This is a genomic window from Nostoc sp. C052, assembly GCF_013393905.1.
In the GTDB taxonomy this organism is placed as follows: domain Bacteria; phylum Cyanobacteriota; class Cyanobacteriia; order Cyanobacteriales; family Nostocaceae; genus Nostoc.
The window spans coordinates 45,281-61,933 of the sequence record NZ_CP040278.1; the positions used below are offsets into that span (position 1 = coordinate 45,281).

Sequence of the window (16,653 nt, forward strand, 5' to 3'; positions counted from 1 at the left end):
TATGCAAGTTAATTGTTATTTATTACAATGCCAAGTTTTACAATTCGCAAAGGTAGTTGAAAGCAAGGAGTACAGTGCTGATTGGCTAAAAGGTGGGGAAACTATATTTAGGCAAGGTGGTAAATTTGCTTCAGATAAAACCAAACAAGTCTCAAAAGTTACAGAATCGGCTGTTAAAGATATAGGCAAAATATAGTTCTTTCGGCTTTTCTTTAACAATCTAATGATAAAAATTTTGAAAAAAATGGAAACATAAAATTAATGTTTATACAAAAGTAAAAATATGATCAATGTACCAAATATTTATAGTTTGCGATCGCGGCTAATATGTTTACAAATGTTATTAGAGGCTGCTCAAGCTAAAGAGTATCCGGCTGAGTGGGCAGGAGCAGATAAAACGGTTTTTCGCGACGAAAGCGGCAGGTTCGCGACTCAATCTGGCGATTTGGCAGTAGACTCTAAACCACAGGTAATTATCGAAATTAAAGAACCTGAACCCAAAAAAAAGAATCCTGGTACCACAGTTGAGTTACATGATTTTCTAGAAGAAGAAGCAACTACTTTTTCTGAAAGTTTAGAAAAATTCGAGAAAGAACAGATAGAAGGTGTAGATAAAAAGATTTTAGAAAAATCAACAGAAAATCTAGCAAAATTAGTCGATAAACGTAAAGAATTGGCTGGCGAATTGACTGACTTGATGTTTGGTGATTATGCCAAGCAAGCCAGATTAAAGCTTGCCGAACTTTGTAAACCTATAAGTTTAGATTTGAGTAATGCTGTCAAAGAAGATCCGTTTGAATCTGTAAAAGCAGACATAGATAATCTCAAAGAGGAGGCTAGCGCCGGAAATATCGCTGCTCTACTCAAAGATTTGCCAAAAGCTGCACAGTATTCAGCCAGTAAATATCAGAAAATGAGTGCTGACTTGCAAAAATCGACTGGTGATAATTCTGAATTGATGAAAGCTTTGGGAAGAACTGCCGCAGCGGCAATCCCAGCTAGTATATTTCTAGCAGCCACCCTTGGTTCATTAGCTGTTATCCCGGCGCTGGCGACAGTCCTTGCCCACAGTGCGGTAACTGCCACTTTAGCTGGTGTCGTCGCCAGTGCAGCCACTTGGAAAATTAAAGACAAGGCTTTGGAAGAAACCTTGGACACGTTGGATGTAGAAAGTCCATTTGTGAGGAATGTTGCTAAAATTACGTCTTTTGGAGTAACAGCACCAGCCCATAGTCTTGTCGGTTTTATCCCTGGTTTTGACGTTGCAGTTGGTGGGATGTTGCAGTTGGCTGCATTTAGCCCGATTAATTCTACAATTGGTAAAATTGTCCTTCCCGGACAGAATTTTAGCGGCAAATCTCAAGCGGAATTAAAAGAATTAAGAATTGTTAAAAAGAAGGCAGAAAACAATCTCAAGCGAATTTCCAAGGAAGCTGAAGAAGCAAACGAGCGGTTGGAAGAGGCATTATCTTCAATTCAGGATATTGCCTCTCCAGATTAAAAATTGGCACAAAAAAAGACTCCCACTAATTACATTAATTAGTGGGAGTCTTTATTGCCTTAACTCTGTGAGACTAACGATAACATCTTGTCGAATATCGACTGATTGTCATTCGTGTGATTGGTTGAATGTTTTATAGAAATCTTCAAATCTTTACTATCAAAGACTTGAACGACTTCTGTATTTTTATCTAGTATATGTCTAAAGATTTGAGCTTTTTTAAGCTCTCTCTCAAAATTGTTGAGATATTTTAGGGTTATTTCTTTATCTGAATCAGACAAAGATGGGGATTTGTTAACTAAACATTGTTCTTTTTCGATTACTTGAATTGTGTCTTTGTACAAATCAGATTGCAAATCTTGAATAACAATGCTCGGTGTTTCAATTTGAATAACCGTTTGAAAGTTAATTGGAGTGAAGCACATATAGAGTGCTAAGAAAGCTGCTGCAATAAAGTCCATTTTGTTCTCCGTTTGTTTATTTTAAAGTTGTGAACTATGAAACTAATACTAGTGTGGTAAATACCACATCTAGAAATAGAATGAAGGCAAAGCCTGTGATGACAAATGCAATTAAAAACGAAACTATTTGTAAAATCAATGGAGCTATAAAGATAGCCACATTTACTAACAATGAAACGAGAGTGATAAAAGCAATGATGAAAATCAAGCTAGTTAACATTTCTGACTCCTTTAAGGTTTTCGTTGGTAATTGATTGTTGTAGGCAGTTCTTACTGCCTACTTTGAATAGTTAGCTAGCTGGGAACCAGTAGCTAACATATAAAGTTGCTGCGGCTAGGTAGCCGACTAAGATGATGAAGCCTTCTGGGCTAATTAAATATTTAAATATTTGCACTGCGACTTGAAAAAGCGCTTTCACTATTAAAAAGGTGATTGCGGCAGTGCAAATAATTGCAAAGAAAATTGAGATGAGCATGATTGTCGAAATTAGTAAATCCATGATTTTGTTCTCCATTTTTTTGATAATTGGTGATTGGGTTAGATATCTGCTATGCAGATATCTAAAAGTAATTTAGTCGCGAGGAAAATCTGCTAGGAAGCGTTGCTCCTGTTTAGCTTTTACTGCCAATAAATGATTGGAAAGCTGTGCCACCAGATGAGGACGGGATGTGTTTGCATCGTACTGAATGATTACCGTATTTGCGGAATGATTCAGGAAGTCTGCAATCGCTCTTAAGTCCTCTATGTTTTGTAGACTGTTGGCAAACTTTTTTATTTTGTTGTTTGAAACATTTGTGAGTGGAGCTTTTTCCAACATGGCGATCGCAGGTGCGTCGCTATCTGGAATTACTTCCTCTTGAATTTCAGCCGTTGGCTGATCTTCTGTTTCAATATTGACTGCGGCATAATCTTCAAATTGGAGCTTTTTGTAGGCCCAGGCTATCAGGGGATAGCCATAAACAACGAAGAAGGTGTTCCACACTACTGTTGCGATAGTAAACATGAAAAGTCCGGCGATGACTGTAAAAAAGGTCTGTAGTGCGATCGCGGCTTGTATTGTTTCAACCCCACATAGGTAGGTGATAATGACTGCGGCAGTCATCTTTAGGATTTGAATTAGGCTTTTCTTGCTCATATCAAGTAGTTCTTGGTGTGAGTAAGCAAGTATTTGATTTTTCTTTTCTAGACAGACATTTGTTACTTCTAGTAGTTGAGATTTGGAAGTTTGGAAACTTGCAAATGTTTCTTCTACTAACGTTTTGATAACATTAGTTGTGCCGAGGTTCATATTAATCATGGTTAAAATCCTTGTGTGTTGATTTAGAAGTTATTTATGTAGTGAATAACTTCTCTTATTCCACTATTATAGTAATATTTTATACTAACGTCAATACTTAAATAAAGATTAGTAGGATCTATTTGATAGCAACAAAAAAGCCCATTTACGTTGAGGTAAATAGGCTTTTTGGGTAGTATATTCAAAGCAAACTAGCTTGCTTTGAAGTATTTGTAGACTGTCTTATTATTCCTTTGATACACCTTTGTAAGCATTTATTGTGGGTAAATCTTGGAAGTATTTGGAGACTGTTTCTATTATTTCTTTCCTAGTAGCGAGATTATTGTCTTCTCTGTTGTAATCGGGTTGCTCTGGTTTTTTATAGAACTCATACAGTCCTATAATATCAGAACTATAATTAGTCCATAAGTAATCATGAAACTCGTTGTTCGTCGTAGAATGATCTACCTGCTTGCTATCAAGAGATAGTTCTTTGGATTTTTTAGAAGCAACTCGTTTGCGAATCACCGAGACAAGTCCTTTTATGAAGGACAATGCGATTAATCCGGCTATGTATAAGGCAAACGCAGATATAATTATTAAAAACCAGATTGATATCTGAATTAAGGCTGAGAAAAACTGCTCGTGTGAATATCTCAAAACAAAAAGCTGTTTTGAGATAATATCGAAGATCATTTGTCCAAAAACAATGACTTGTTCGGCAAAAAGATTGATATTCATAGTTAAATTCCTTTTAAGAGCTTGTAGTGTGAGTGAATGCTCTCTTGTTACTATTGTACTCAGTAAAAATACGCAGGTCAAGTGGTTTTTAATACTTTTTCGATGTTATAACAAAGCCCCAATCTAGTTAAAGATCGGGGCTTTGTTAGGAATTGAAATATAGTATCTTTTGGTAAAGATACTAGGAAGTCAGGATTCTAATCAAAAATATAACTAAATAAAATATACATTTTAAGTAACTGCTATTACCTGCAAACAAGTATTTTATATACTTAAATTTTTGACCGAGTATCCGTCTTTAATCTAGTATAACTTAATACAGCGATAAAGGCTATAGAACTTAGGTCTATAGCCTTTATTTAATTGTTACTTACGACGGACTTGTGATAGGGGCTTCGGAGTGAAATATAAATCCCGTTCAATTGTTAGCCCCGATGGGCCACGATTGTTACTTAGCTCGCTCAGTAAGAAATAACCTAATTCTTCAAATTGTCCTTGCTGTACCAAACCAAAAAATTTATCCTCCCCATCAAATTCAGTGGCATACCAGGTGAAGTTGCTATCGGGAGTAAAAAATTTCACGTATACAATTGGGTCTTTATTTTTGCCTTGAGCATAAAGGGCTGGCAATTGCCTACGATTTGCCTTGGTTAATAGTTTCATCTTGCTCTCCATTTGAATTTATAAAGTTACTTCAACGTCAAACTTGGTGGAAGTAGTTTTCAAAAATCCCTGCATTGGATTAGCAAAAATCAAATCTGCTGCTTTCCAAACCAAATTGTTATTGAAGTATGTTTGCTTATCCTCGGATAGGGTAAGTAAACAACCTCCGTCTTCGACCCAAATTGTTTTTGGTAAAAAGCAATCTGGTAGTTCCTGTCTTGGATGATTTGAGATGAATGCCGCGATCGCTTCTTTACGCTCTCGCTCCTCTCGTGGTTTTATTTTCATTAAACAGCGATCGCAAACCATCTGATGCTCTGGCAGGTCTGACGATCCACAAAAATCGCATCCATGAATTTTCGCAATGTAGATTTTCATTATTGTTGCTCTGATTGGATGATTGGGATATCTGCATTAGCTCCAACTGAAATCAGTTGCGCCTAGATACTTGCAGTAATCTTCTAAAGCATGGACGTTAAGGTGACGATAATTGTACCTTTTAGCCCATACGTAAATTTTTTCTATCAACACCGAAAGATATAAATCTTGACTCGGATAAAACCAAGCTTGAAAATAAAAATCCTCAATACCTGGGAGCGATACATTTAAAAGTGATTTCCCTCTGTAAATGCGCTTCCAGACAACTATTGCATCGTATTGGGTTCCTAGTAATATGGCAGACATCTCATCGAGATGAACAACCATTGCATCACCTCTTAAATCAATTATTTTACCTACCAATGCTTCAGCTTCATCATGATTTAGTTTCATGACTTCATAGCAACTATTCATTTTGTTCTCCATTGAAATCAATTACTTGCCTACTTTTATTATAAACAATTTACACAATAAAATAGCCTCAAGTATACGTATGCTTGAGGCTATTTTGATATTAGCGGAGTGTCATTTGTGCTTGATATGTTGCTTGAATACCAAGCAATTCTCGTAATAAGCGACTTCTAATTAGAAAAATTTCACTTAGTACTTTGGCACACTCTCTAGTAGCTTCAATACTGTGATCGAAGTTTGCCATTGCTAAGTTGAACCTAGTTTTTAGATCGGCTATCAATGCCCGATCTTCGGGGAAAGATAGTCCTTTTTTTGAGCAATCTAATTCGATGTCAGTTATCTCGTCTAATAAACCGATTCCACTAACTGACAAAAAATCATAATCCTCCGACATGATTTCTCCGTTTAAATCAAAATCATATCTTTCTTCAAAAAGTTCTAATTCTTCGAGTAAAGACTGCTGTAATGGTATTTCTACCATTGCAATTTCCAGCGTTACCTCTTTTTGCAAGCTGGAGGAATACAAAACTTCTCGATCAGGTTGGAGGCTTCTCCTTTTTGTGGGATTGCTACAACGATCGCATTTCATCAATCCTAGAAGGATATATTGGCAATTATCAGTTTCGATTACGACTCCTTCATAGTTATTGTCAGGAATTACGAAGTACACTTCGTCGCTTTGAAGACGCAGCAGGATGTCATACAATTTATGTCCATCCAGCCATACAGAAGACTCTTTTCTGGAGGATGATTTGAGGTGATATGAAAGCCCTTTGCCATCAGAACTTTCTAGCCATGCTAGGCTACCTTGGGTTTGCAGTTTAATTTCATTGAATAGTACGTTTACCGCTCTGTCATAGCGCGGAACGCCATCGCGATTACTATCTTTAAAGATTTCTGGTCGCAGAGTTTCAATTACTTCGGCTCGATTAACAGTTATCCGATCATTGCCGATGTTATTCATCAGCATTCTCGGATAACAGAAGAACCCAGGAATACATAATGTTGTCACTGCAAAAGTACAATTTTCCCCTGGTAATTCAAATACAATGCATTTATCGCCTTGGCTTATCCTTACTTGGCTGAATCCTTCTCGCTCTGCCTCTGCTAATTGCAAAAGCGCCTCTGGGGACACAACAAAAGATATAGCTTTAGGGATTTGATTGCACCCATCGAAGTATTGGTAGTTGGCAACTGTTTTATTGAAAGCTGCTACCTCGATGACGGTTGAAAAACAATTAAAACTAACTCCTCTCAGTTGAGAGTATTGCTTGACAGCAATATCGTCTCGATCATTGTCCATAGCCACGATGGCTGCTGCTGCCAATTCTGTTATTTTTTTAACATCAATAAATGTTAAAATGTCCACTTCTTCTGCAAAACTCCAAGGGCAAGGATACCCGTTAAAGTATTCATTAATGTATACAATTTTATCGTAAGTAAATTTGTAATCATCAATGTGCAGTTCCAACGCATCAGGAGAAAGACTGATTCGACAACTCTTTGTTAGATCGGGGAAATTCAACTTGAATGTTTCTATGTCAGCAAAATCTTCATAATCAACCATTACCGATATCTCTGCTTCGTCGCCTGTTGCCTCGCAAGGAAATTTCAAGCTCAATACATCGTTGCCCATCATCCAAACAAAGTATAAATTTGCTTGCGAATAATGGATGACGATTGAAGCATCATAATTTACAAAGCTTGCACTAAAAGACGCTTCTATATAGGATAGAGCGGTATAGACATCTTGAATATTCATCGTAGTTAATTGAATGTACTACTCTATTGTAACCTTAATATTACGTATACTACAAGTACCAATAAATACAAAAATAGCCCTAGATATCAATCTAGGGCTGATGTTTTATCTGAAGTTCATTTCAACTCGATATGTTTTTTCTAAAGACAGATAATCCTCGATTATCCGTCCTCGCAAAAGAATGCCTTCTTGAATTAAAGATTGCCATTCTTGGAAAGTTTCTGAAGTCGTATTTTCATCTTCGGTTTTAGCTTCCAAGCCATTTCTTAGCTCGTTTAAAAGGCTATGGACAAGTTCTAGCGATTCGTTTACCTCTCCCTTTTTCCTTTGATAATTTTTGTAGAGATAGTCGAGGTTGTCGCACAAGTCCTCGCTTTCTTCAGAAAGCGTTTCTTGGTGGATTCTCGCGACTCCCCAAGAATAGGGGCAGTCTGCGTTGTATTGTCTGGATTTCATCTCCCATTCTTGGAAGATGTGTTCTTGGACGGGAAATTCTGTTAGTACAATGTCCAAGGTTGGCTCTGAAGCTCTCATTCCTGGCGAGGAGTAGAGAACTTTCTTGTAAACTGGATCGTTAAAAGCACAATTTGCTTCTTGGCGATCGCGTTTTATCAAACCCATGACTGTATACTGACAGGTGTCGGTTTCAATGACCAAACCTTGGTGTTCCTGTTGGGGGAGGATAAAGAAGACTTTATCTTCGTTGATGTCGGTCAGGATTTCGCTTAGTTGCCCGATATCTGTCCAGAAGGATGAATCGGGGGTATCTTTGTCAAGGGACAAGACATACAGGATTTCTCCTGTGTAGAATTTTATCAAAGCCAAATTATTTTTGACGTTGATGTTTATCTGGTTGCAGAGTACATCAACTGCTGACTTGAAACTACACATTTTATGATGTGCAAGATGATATTCTTGTTTTTTTCGATTTATGGCATCAATTAGATGAGTACTCCCAACAGTTATTCTGTCAATGGATACATTATTTATGGGGATTTTAGGATAGGTATAAATTCCATGAATAAAGGGAGTTGTTACTGAAGCGACAAATTCTGTTTCTTTGCTGGTCGCTGTAAAACAGACGAATTTTTCGTCTATTCGGATGCGGGTGTTTTCTCCGGGTTCCTCCAAGATCGTATCTAGGAGAAATATCGCATTGGGCGATATTGTAAATGAAAATCTTTGGGCGACTTCTTGTTTTACTTTGACATACTTGTAGAGAAAAACAGTACTATTTACTGCTGCTATCTCCATAATGTCAGAGAAACAATTAATATTTACTCCCTGCATTGCAGGAAATAACTTATTTTTCGTTTTGTTCTTACTGGCGATCGCAGCAGCTGACAATAAACTATTCCAGCCAGTTAAATCAAAGTCGGTTAAAACGTCATAAAGTTCTTCAAATTCCCAGTTTTTAGGAATTTGCCACACTGCTTTAGCATCAGTGATTGTATCAAAAGAGAAACTAAAGTCTCCTATGTTTAGTTCTAATAGTGTTGGGTTTTTGTTGATCCAACACGCTATAGATCCAACATAATCTTTGCAAGTTCTTGCTACTTCTTCTAATCGGCAAAATGTAGTAATGACCGAAGCCACGTTGCGATTATTTTTAGATTCGCAAGGAATTTGAATTGTCAGCATATTGCCATCCACCATCCACATGAAATACAAGATTTCATCTAGATGATGTATAACAATTGTATCTTCGTATCCATCTTCTTCTAAAGTGTCTTCAATAAAACAGATAATCTTCTTAAGTTGTAAAAAGTTCATGGTTTTTACTTATCTACTACTATTCCATTATACCCGTTATACTACGTATACTACAATAGTAATTTAGCACAAGTTTTGTTGATAACTGTAGTCTATAACCCTTGCAAATTAAAGCTTTTATTTACTATACTATTATAGATAAGTATTACTTATATATAATAGAAATATAAATGGAGAGCAAAAAAATGTTTAAAATTACTGAGAAGAAGGTTGTTATTGCTGGTTTTTTTGATTTGTCTCGTATTAGATGGGATGAACGTAACTGCTAGGACAAATAACCAGAGTATCATTGAATATTTACAACATATAGATTTAGCTTATTAAAATACTGGCGTATCAATGTTATTGATACGCCAGTATTTTTGTCAAAAATTAAATAGGGACTGTGGACATTCTGTTAAATAAACGTTACAATAATATAAGAAAGGAACAATACCGTAACGGCAAATATAGATTTAGGTCATATTTATATTTAATAAAAAGGCAAAACCATATTAGAGATGCGTTATGTTACCGTATTTCAGAAGCTTCTGCATTTCAGCCCCGACATAGATTTGTCGGGGCTTTTTTGTTTTGATTTGATTCTATCGGTTATTCATCCACTCGCATCGAATTGCTGTCTGGAGACTATCAAGCTAGAAAAAATGCGCCAACGGCTATTGAAGCTAGAGAACAATTGGTAGCCAACGCAGATATATTATTCGCTTGGCTAAACAGAAAGTTATTTAGTTATGAGCTATCATGGTTAGAGGTCTATCAGTTGGAGAAAAATGGCTCATTGTGCGTTAGGTAAAGTTTTTTGGGGAAAAGCCCTATTTTTTGGAGATCGAACCTCATACTATCAGATCCCACCTTACTTTTTGTGTAAAATACTTGACACTAAAGAAGGTGAGACATTGCTAGAGGTGGAGCCAGATCGCCAAGTATGGAAGAAAAATTCGGAAATATATAGAATTGGCAGAAAGATTGAAAGTTTTAAAACTTTATACTCTGCCTTGCAAAGTTCGCTTAATGCGTTAGAACTTTGCTTAAAAACATTGCCTTCTTATGAGACTTTGGTAGCAATAGATGCTTTGAAATCTCCAGAAGCAGCATTAAACCCTGCCGTGGGCAAAGTAGTCTTAGCGGAACTCCCACAGTCGCAAGTGGTAAGAGATTGGGATACATGGGAAATAGATGCTGTCGTTAGATTAGCGGTCAGAAAACATCAAAACAAACTTCTAGAATTAGAAAATGGAAACTATGTATATCAACATGAGGCTTTGATTTGTACTGACGATCAATGGGAAGTTCTGAGTGGAAAATACAGAGATGTATTATTTAGTCAAAAAAATTTAGTCAATTTTATAGAGAGCATTGCCACGTATCAGCAAGCTATTGAATTAGAAAAAAATGGTAGTCCAATTGATGAACATAAAAAAGAGGAGTTTGATGAAAATACTGTTTATGAGATGTTGGTTAAATATCCGCATTTAAGTTTGCGGGAAGTTGGGAAATTAGTTGGATTTAAATCATCACAACCTATATCTGCTTATTACAGTAAACTAAAAGCGACTTTGCCTCCGGACAAATTAAAGTTAATTCTTAGAGAAAAAGATAAAAATACTGCAACTCAAGGAACTTTTTCAAAATCTAATAAAAATTCTTCTGTAATCAACCTCAAGCAAAAATGTAAATCTTTAGAAAAAAGGTTGGATGATATTGCTCTGGAAAATCAACAATTGAATTTTGCAAACGAGAAGTTGCTTGAAAAGATCCAAAAAGGGGAACAAGAAATTGCTAATTTGCAAGCAGAGAATACCCTCTTAAAAGAAAGGTTTTCTACCCTTTCAGAAGAGTACTTGCTTGGAAATAACGAATCTGCTGTTCTGGAAAATATTAAAAGAATTATCCAGAAGTATGAGGACGAAGGTATCGCCAAGGGATACACAAATGCTCCAGTTAGAGCTTGTTTTGATGAAATCCTGGCTTGCTTAGGGGAACCTGTGTATGCAGAAGTCTAGCTCTTTTGCTGCTGCCAAACTAAATCTGCAACAGCTTTGCCAATTAAAATATCAATCTCAACTTGCTCTGGCTGAGTGATTTGAATTTGTGCCCAAGTCTCTAAATGCTTTGGACTCGGATTTTCTTGACGGCTTGCCCACTCAACCCAAGTATCGCGAACGTATTTACCCAAAATCTCATAGCTAATTCCGCTAGGATGCAACAAATTGTTCATTTTCAACATAAAAGCCCTTTGCTATTCAATGATAGCAAAGGGCTTTTATTTTAAAAATGATTGACAAGTATCTCTACTTGTTGCCTGGGATTGCGAGTACATCCCCTGCATAGAATCCTATTGTCAGTATTATCTGACAAAAAAGATCCCAAGACAAAAACTGCCGTGAACAAACTAATAATTGGGTCTTTCATGTTTTTATAATATATGTTGTTTAGACACAAGGAAATGTAATTTATTTCCTTGTAAATATTCAAAATAGTTAAAAACTGTGGAGTTTTTCTCCTATCTTAATTATACAATCCTTTTGTATTTTTGTCACTACATACTACAAAAAATACTAATAATTATTTGCCAAAATAATCAGGTATATAGTATTATCAAATAACTCATTAATTTCACACAGTCATGCTAGGAACAGTAGTCGATCTATACTCTGGAGTAGGTGGCTTAACTTGGGGTTTTCACCAAACTGGTTTTCAAGTGAAAGTAGCAATTGAGAAAGATCCCATCCATGCAGCTACATATTCTCAAAATTATCCAAGTACGCATGTAATTAATCGTTCAGCCACTGAAGTTACAGCGGAAGAAATTGTAAAAATAGCTGGAGCAGATATTCAAATTTTAGTTGGTGGGCCTCCTTGCCAGCGATACAGTATTCAAAGCCGTCAGATGGATAATGATCCTAGAGGTTTGTTGATTTGGGATTTCTCAAATAAGGTTTCTTTATTGCGTCCAAAGCATTTTGTCATGGAAAATGTCCCAGGACTAATTGCTCCAAAATTTAAGCCAGTTTTCGATGCCTTGCTAGAAAGCTTCAGAAAAATTGGTTACGGAATTTCGTGGCGAAAACTCAACGCTGCGGAATACGGTACGCCGCAAGACCGAAATCGGATTATTGTTGTTGGTACTTTAGTAGGCAATAAATTGCCCCGGATTCCTAAACCTTCTCAAGAACAAGTAACGGTTCAAGATGCGATCGCAGATTTACCGGAAGTGGAAAATTTCCCAGAGTTGTTAGAAGGAGATGCGATCGATTACAGCTTGCTTGGTTCTCCTAGCGACTACGTTAGAAGATTGAATCAAAAAGTAAACATTCAAGTTATTACAGGGATGCAGCGTACCAGTCATTCGCCAGAGGTACAGGAAAGATTTTTAGCAACTCTTCCCAACAAGATCGAACCCATTAGCAGATTTAAAAAGCTGGCATGGGGAGGCAGAAGCAACACTTTAAGAGCTGCGTATGATAAAGCACATGGAAATCACACACCGCCACGCCCAATCCATCCAGACCAAGGTAGATGCATTACTGTCCGCGAATCGGCAAGATTGCACGGATACCCGGATGGTTTTAGATTTGCTCGCACAAAAACCAAAGCTTATCAACAAATAGGCAATTCTGTACCTCCTTTGCTTTCGCTGGCGATCGCCCAAGAGCTAGCAAAGGTATCTTGATGAGTGCTGATTAATGAGTGCTGAGTGCTGAGTAAAGAGTAAGAAAAAATACTTAGTATTTTTGCACTCGGTAGATGCTCCGCTCCTTGAGGAACGGTCTTTGATTCAGCACTCAGCACTCAGCACTGCTAAGTAATCGTCTGTCGTCTGAATCGCAACAAAGGAGCTAATGCTCGGTCTAGTTGAGTATTGCTAGATTGCCCTTCGCTACCTTTGGAATTAGTTTCCCCAATCTTGAAGGTTTGGCTGATACCACCAGGCAGGTGGACGCTGATCAGGTCGCGATTTGGAGCGTTGGCAAAAGCATTCAAAATACCAACGTCGATAGCTCCAGGATTCTCCTGGAGCATTTTTTTAATTAAATTTAAGAGGCATTTTTTCAAATGCAGAGGTATCTCGGCGCTGCCGGCAGTGTAATCAATTTTATAGCTATCCCCAACACTGCCTACCAATATACTTCTGCCTCCTTGCCAGAGTGCATCTACTTTTGGGACATATTGCAGCGCTGGTGATTGTGGTAGTTGGTTGACGATAGTTAGCGCTCTGTAACGAATTTGTTTGACTTCAATTACCGGATATTTGCTCAGAGTAATCAGACCGCTGGCGTTGCTAATCCGTTCTTCGGTGTATGGAGTTGCAGCAATGCGATGCCCTACCCAAGCATCAAATAGGGCCTCAAGCCCATACAGAAAAATTTCTAAATCGTCTAAAGTGGGGACATTTGTCGGCGTAAAATATCCCCCCTGGATTAAATAAGACTGCAACTCTTCTGGCAGTAAGTACGCTAAAGGAAACATTTAGACAGTCCCAGTGCCAGTTTCAAGATCGTTAGCAGTCCTGGGATTGGGACGGACTCTTTTGGTATTTGCCAGATCGGCTCCTGTTGATGACGTGATGATAGCAGGTGGTTCTTCTACAACTTGTCCTTCGCCTTCATAAAGAACAACATAGTTTTTGGACAACAACCAGCTAGCAGCAAAACCAGCCAAATCTAGACGTGGTTTTTTCTTGATCGTCCCATAGGAGGGAACATCAATCTCATCATTTTCCCAAAGGTCTGTTGGTTGATACAAAGTCACGTCGTTTTGCTCCAAATTTAAGATTCAAAATCCCGATGAATTATCTTTATCAGCTAGAGTTTACATTTTTGTTTTGGCTAAATTTCAAGTTGTCTGCTGGCTAGCTGATGTTCCAAGCACTGCCCAATGGTGCCAGGATATCAATCCGATACAAGCCGTTATTTTTTAGGTAGGGCGTCCCGTAGAGTAGCAACATACGCTCAGTAACTAAGTATTCTCCGTTGAGATAATTAGTAACGTCAAATATTTGTGGTTCCAGGCTTCTTTCACCACCGAATGGGTAAACTCCGTGCCATTCTACGGCATTTATATCTAATAAATATACACGTAAAACATCGTGCCCAGAAACGTTGGCTAGATCATCAAGATATGGAGAAGAAATGATTGGTTTTTCGCCATCTCCAGTCATGATTGAGGGTACATTTAAGCCTGGTACAACTTCTTTTTCTAATAACTTTAGTCCAAAAGCTTCTGCTTCTTGCTGAATAGCAACATAAGCTGCACCTGTTGTAAAGACATGCGTAATTCGGCGCAGAGTTTCTCTGTCTGTTGTCGCACGCATGACAATCTCGTTAACAGTTTGCCAAATTCTTTGAGGTTGTACTCCTCGAATATCTACTTGAAAAACGTGATCGTCTAAGATACTTTGCGATTGCAATCCGTTGAATTCAAGAGGGTTTGTATTTGCATCACCATTGAACAACATCATCTCTAGAAAACGATAAGCTTCTCGCATCATATCGTCTGTGTCTTCCGCCACTTCGTCCCCATAGGGCCTGCCTTGCTGGTCATTCATCGACCTTGCAAAGTGAGGAAAAGATAGTCTAGCTGCAATCGCTTTTACTTCTTGCCCCGGATCGTCAAAATTGCGTCGTAAATCGTTTTTTATGTTGCTTTGACTATCACTTAAGTCGTTACGATTTACAAAACCAATTTTAGCACGTCTGTCCTTAATAACTTTGCGGACTGTGGGCGCTGCTGCTGGTTTTTTATTTCCAGCAAGTATCAACTGCCATAATTTAGTCTCCATGCGGCGATAGTCTTGGATTTCATCGTCATAGTTCATGTTGACGGAGAAACCATTTAAATTTGTGGAGGCTTGCAGTAAAGTATCTGTCTCTTTGAAATCGTAAAATCCTATATTCTGTGCTACAGCCATGAATTTCCTTGAAAAGTATTGATTACCTAAAAAACTAGGAAGCCATTTGAGCTTCTATGCGGCTAATTTGTTCGATGAGCTTGGCTCGTTCTGGGCCTACTACTCCAACTTGACGAAGGGCAGCTAGACGCGATTTTGCGTCATTTAGCTCTAGCTGTTGAGCGCTAATAGTGTTCGTATTGTTACCTTGAGCTACAATATCTACTAACCCACCGGTTGTCCGCGATGGAGGACGACGGCGATCGCCAGCAGTTGGTAAAGAGGCTAGAATTTCTTGCTTGAAAGCTTCTCTGTCTTCTTTGATGGCAAGGGACATGGCTGCAATCAAGTTTTGCTGCTCTTGCTTTTTAGCTTCTTCAAGCCTTGCTGCGGCAATAGCTTGTTCTTGTTGCTCTTTCTCAGCTTGTAAAGTTCTGATTTCACTAGCTTGCTGATTAATTTTGTTGGTTTGTTCGTTCACTACTGCTTGTAATTGCAGCAAGACATTGCTGTTTCGCTCACTATCCTTTGCAAGAGCTGCAAGGGTATCAGTGATTGCTGCTAGTTGTTGTGTAGCTAATTCCATGCTTTTTTCTTCCTCCTGATTACTTTCTTTGGACGCTGCGATGATATGGGGAGCCATTACCGTTTTGGTCTTTTGGTAAGTAGCTTTTTCGGCATACAAAATGTTTGCCCCTAAAATGTCGAGGCTAGTGATGTACGTGACCTTTTTTCCGTCAATAGTTTTTGGTTGAGTTTTGGCATGAGCGTTCATGGACATCCCTAATGTCTTGCTGTTTGCAGAAATTAGAGCCACCTTTTTCTGGTTATTCCACGGGAACAAATGCCCCTTTACCCAAAATTCATTGCCAACGATTTCTGCACTTGTCATGATCCCGACAATCTCTTCATTGGCGTGTTTGCCAAGACTGTCGTCGGCATCTAACGGCAATCCTCCAGAGGAGTTGATTGCTTGAGCTGCCAACTCGCCCACGTTCCTGGGGACAAATAGAGGCAGTTCGGAACCTCTAGCAGGAGCAAATTCAGAAACTTCATCTACGTAGCACAAAATACCTTCTATCGGTAATCTGTTGGCTAAAGCCTTCGGAACTGCGGCAGTCTGCCCTGCTGCGGAAACGACTTCTTGAAGTTCGCAATTGAAGGTTAAATCTATCTCTCTCACCGAAGCTTCAACTGCCACACTTTCTGACTCATCAGTTCTAGCCGATGCATAAAAGTTGGGCGACATGTAAGCTGTCGGAATGATCCGAACTGAATCGTTAAATCCAGGATAAGTGTTGATTTTTTCTTTCAAAAAATCACCAAAATCCGTCAGCAGTTCTAAGGCGATCGCATTGCGTTCCTTACCACTACCGTGAACTTGGATAATTTGAGGATCTGACATTTCATACAGTTCAAAAAACTGGTTGCGGAAGGTTTCTATGGCTGTGCCAACTGCCTGCTGCCAAGTTCTTTGTTGAATGAAATCAGCAAATTTACCTGCTTGAATACCAGATCCCGCTTCTGCACTATCAATGGTTTTACCTAACTGCTCGTCCAAGATTTGCTTTAAATCTTCATACGACAAAACACTCGCATCGACCAATACAGAACCTATCTCGGTGAATAGGGCTTTCAGTCGAGAGGTATTGGCTTGTGATAGTACTCGTCCTGCGGATTGAATGAACATAAAAATGCAAAAAAGCGGAAGGTTTTTTGCCTCCCGCTTGAGATTGATATTTAGTTATTTTTGAAATTACAGAGATTATAACTGTCTGTATCTAAATTCTACAAGA

The 16,653-nt window shown here is 38.3% G+C and carries 18 protein-coding genes; 4 read left to right on the top strand and 14 right to left on the bottom strand.

The features are described from left to right. The first annotated feature begins 1 nt into the window (after position 1). Both FD723_RS39915 and FD723_RS39920 read left to right on the top strand, forming a co-directional pair. Positions 2–196, top strand: a complete 195-nt coding sequence (locus tag FD723_RS39915) for a hypothetical protein (RefSeq protein WP_179070683.1) — start codon at positions 2–4, stop codon at positions 194–196. An 87-nt stretch (positions 197–283) separates the two neighbouring features. Next, positions 284–1,501, top strand: a complete 1,218-nt coding sequence (locus FD723_RS39920) for a hypothetical protein (protein WP_179070684.1) — start codon at positions 284–286, stop codon at positions 1,499–1,501. Between the two features lie 59 nt (positions 1,502–1,560). Here FD723_RS39920 and FD723_RS39925 read toward each other — a convergent pair whose 3' ends face one another. The 9 genes from FD723_RS39925 to FD723_RS39965 form a co-directional block, all read right to left on the bottom strand. After that, positions 1,561–1,962 (bottom strand): hypothetical protein, encoded by a 402-nt coding sequence (locus tag FD723_RS39925; RefSeq protein WP_179070685.1) that lies wholly within the window; start codon positions 1,960–1,962, stop codon positions 1,561–1,563. A gap of 290 nt (positions 1,963–2,252) precedes the next feature. Beyond that, the gene (locus FD723_RS39930; RefSeq protein WP_179070686.1) at positions 2,253–2,462 is read right to left on the bottom strand and encodes a hypothetical protein; all 210 of its coding nucleotides are present in this window, start codon (positions 2,460–2,462) and stop codon (positions 2,253–2,255) included. 72 nt (positions 2,463–2,534) lie between these two features. Beyond that, the gene (locus FD723_RS39935; protein ID WP_179070687.1) at positions 2,535–3,260 is read right to left on the bottom strand and encodes a hypothetical protein; all 726 of its coding nucleotides are present in this window, start codon (positions 3,258–3,260) and stop codon (positions 2,535–2,537) included. Between the two features lie 225 nt (positions 3,261–3,485). Next, positions 3,486–3,980 carry a hypothetical protein gene (locus FD723_RS39940; RefSeq protein ID WP_179070688.1) on the bottom strand — a complete coding sequence of 165 codons (495 nt, stop codon included), beginning with the start codon at positions 3,978–3,980 and terminating at the stop codon, positions 3,486–3,488. 366 nt (positions 3,981–4,346) lie between these two features. Next, positions 4,347–4,643, bottom strand: a complete 297-nt coding sequence (locus tag FD723_RS39945; protein WP_179070689.1) for a DUF2958 domain-containing protein — start codon at positions 4,641–4,643, stop codon at positions 4,347–4,349. 18 nt (positions 4,644–4,661) lie between these two features. Then, positions 4,662–5,021 carry a hypothetical protein gene (locus FD723_RS39950; RefSeq protein ID WP_179070690.1) on the bottom strand — a complete coding sequence of 120 codons (360 nt, stop codon included), beginning with the start codon at positions 5,019–5,021 and terminating at the stop codon, positions 4,662–4,664. Between the two features lie 36 nt (positions 5,022–5,057). Further along, the gene (locus FD723_RS39955) at positions 5,058–5,435 is read right to left on the bottom strand and encodes a hypothetical protein (RefSeq protein ID WP_179070691.1); all 378 of its coding nucleotides are present in this window, start codon (positions 5,433–5,435) and stop codon (positions 5,058–5,060) included. A 100-nt stretch (positions 5,436–5,535) separates the two neighbouring features. Next, on the bottom strand, positions 5,536–7,194 hold the full coding sequence (locus FD723_RS39960; protein ID WP_179070692.1) for a hypothetical protein: 1,659 nt from the start codon (positions 7,192–7,194) through the stop codon (positions 5,536–5,538). 105 nt (positions 7,195–7,299) lie between these two features. Continuing rightward, positions 7,300–8,967 (bottom strand): hypothetical protein, encoded by a 1,668-nt coding sequence (locus FD723_RS39965; protein ID WP_179070693.1) that lies wholly within the window; start codon positions 8,965–8,967, stop codon positions 7,300–7,302. 770 nt (positions 8,968–9,737) lie between these two features. Here FD723_RS39965 and FD723_RS39970 point away from each other — a divergent pair. Continuing rightward, complete coding sequence (locus tag FD723_RS39970) at positions 9,738–10,970, top strand: hypothetical protein (protein WP_179070694.1); 1,233 nt, start codon at positions 9,738–9,740, stop codon at positions 10,968–10,970. On the opposite strand, the gene FD723_RS39975 is transcribed toward FD723_RS39970, so the two are convergent. Continuing rightward, positions 10,967–11,194 (bottom strand): hypothetical protein, encoded by a 228-nt coding sequence (locus FD723_RS39975; RefSeq protein WP_218651886.1) that lies wholly within the window; start codon positions 11,192–11,194, stop codon positions 10,967–10,969. The genes FD723_RS39970 and FD723_RS39975 overlap by 4 nt on opposite strands. Positions 11,195–11,593: 399 nt before the next feature. Here FD723_RS39975 and FD723_RS39980 point away from each other — a divergent pair, with 399 nt between their 5' ends. Next, the gene (locus tag FD723_RS39980; protein WP_179070696.1) at positions 11,594–12,640 is read left to right on the top strand and encodes a DNA cytosine methyltransferase; all 1,047 of its coding nucleotides are present in this window, start codon (positions 11,594–11,596) and stop codon (positions 12,638–12,640) included. Between the two features lie 128 nt (positions 12,641–12,768). On the opposite strand, the gene FD723_RS39985 is transcribed toward FD723_RS39980, so the two are convergent. From FD723_RS39985 to FD723_RS40000, 4 genes are all read right to left on the bottom strand, one after another. Next, on the bottom strand, positions 12,769–13,437 hold the full coding sequence (locus FD723_RS39985) for a hypothetical protein (protein WP_179070697.1): 669 nt from the start codon (positions 13,435–13,437) through the stop codon (positions 12,769–12,771). Beyond that, positions 13,438–13,719, bottom strand: a complete 282-nt coding sequence (locus FD723_RS39990) for a hypothetical protein (protein ID WP_179070698.1) — start codon at positions 13,717–13,719, stop codon at positions 13,438–13,440. A 100-nt stretch (positions 13,720–13,819) separates the two neighbouring features. Further along, on the bottom strand, positions 13,820–14,878 hold the full coding sequence (locus FD723_RS39995; RefSeq protein ID WP_179070699.1) for a hypothetical protein: 1,059 nt from the start codon (positions 14,876–14,878) through the stop codon (positions 13,820–13,822). A gap of 34 nt (positions 14,879–14,912) precedes the next feature. Continuing rightward, positions 14,913–16,547, bottom strand: a complete 1,635-nt coding sequence (locus tag FD723_RS40000) for a hypothetical protein (RefSeq protein ID WP_179070700.1) — start codon at positions 16,545–16,547, stop codon at positions 14,913–14,915. Positions 16,548–16,653 lie beyond the last annotated feature (106 nt).

Coding starts and splice junctions, on each gene's coding strand:
- FD723_RS39915 (WP_179070683.1), top strand. CDS start 2: ATGCAAGTTAATTGTTATTTATTACAATGCCAAGTTTTACAATTCGCA.
- FD723_RS39995 (WP_179070699.1), bottom strand. CDS start 14,878: ATGGCTGTAGCACAGAATATAGGATTTTACGATTTCAAAGAGACAGAT.
- FD723_RS39975 (WP_218651886.1), bottom strand. CDS start 11,194: ATGTTGAAAATGAACAATTTGTTGCATCCTAGCGGAATTAGCTATGAG.
- FD723_RS39955 (WP_179070691.1), bottom strand. CDS start 5,435: ATGAATAGTTGCTATGAAGTCATGAAACTAAATCATGATGAAGCTGAA.
- FD723_RS39925 (WP_179070685.1), bottom strand. CDS start 1,962: ATGGACTTTATTGCAGCAGCTTTCTTAGCACTCTATATGTGCTTCACT.
- FD723_RS40000 (WP_179070700.1), bottom strand. CDS start 16,547: ATGTTCATTCAATCCGCAGGACGAGTACTATCACAAGCCAATACCTCT.
- FD723_RS39985 (WP_179070697.1), bottom strand. CDS start 13,437: ATGTTTCCTTTAGCGTACTTACTGCCAGAAGAGTTGCAGTCTTATTTA.
- FD723_RS39940 (WP_179070688.1), bottom strand. CDS start 3,980: ATGAATATCAATCTTTTTGCCGAACAAGTCATTGTTTTTGGACAAATG.
- FD723_RS39980 (WP_179070696.1), top strand. CDS start 11,594: ATGCTAGGAACAGTAGTCGATCTATACTCTGGAGTAGGTGGCTTAACT.
- FD723_RS39920 (WP_179070684.1), top strand. CDS start 284: ATGATCAATGTACCAAATATTTATAGTTTGCGATCGCGGCTAATATGT.
- FD723_RS39965 (WP_179070693.1), bottom strand. CDS start 8,967: ATGAACTTTTTACAACTTAAGAAGATTATCTGTTTTATTGAAGACACT.
- FD723_RS39935 (WP_179070687.1), bottom strand. CDS start 3,260: ATGATTAATATGAACCTCGGCACAACTAATGTTATCAAAACGTTAGTA.
- FD723_RS39960 (WP_179070692.1), bottom strand. CDS start 7,194: ATGAATATTCAAGATGTCTATACCGCTCTATCCTATATAGAAGCGTCT.
- FD723_RS39945 (WP_179070689.1), bottom strand. CDS start 4,643: ATGAAACTATTAACCAAGGCAAATCGTAGGCAATTGCCAGCCCTTTAT.
- FD723_RS39970 (WP_179070694.1), top strand. CDS start 9,738: ATGGCTCATTGTGCGTTAGGTAAAGTTTTTTGGGGAAAAGCCCTATTT.
- FD723_RS39930 (WP_179070686.1), bottom strand. CDS start 2,462: ATGGATTTACTAATTTCGACAATCATGCTCATCTCAATTTTCTTTGCA.
- FD723_RS39950 (WP_179070690.1), bottom strand. CDS start 5,021: ATGAAAATCTACATTGCGAAAATTCATGGATGCGATTTTTGTGGATCG.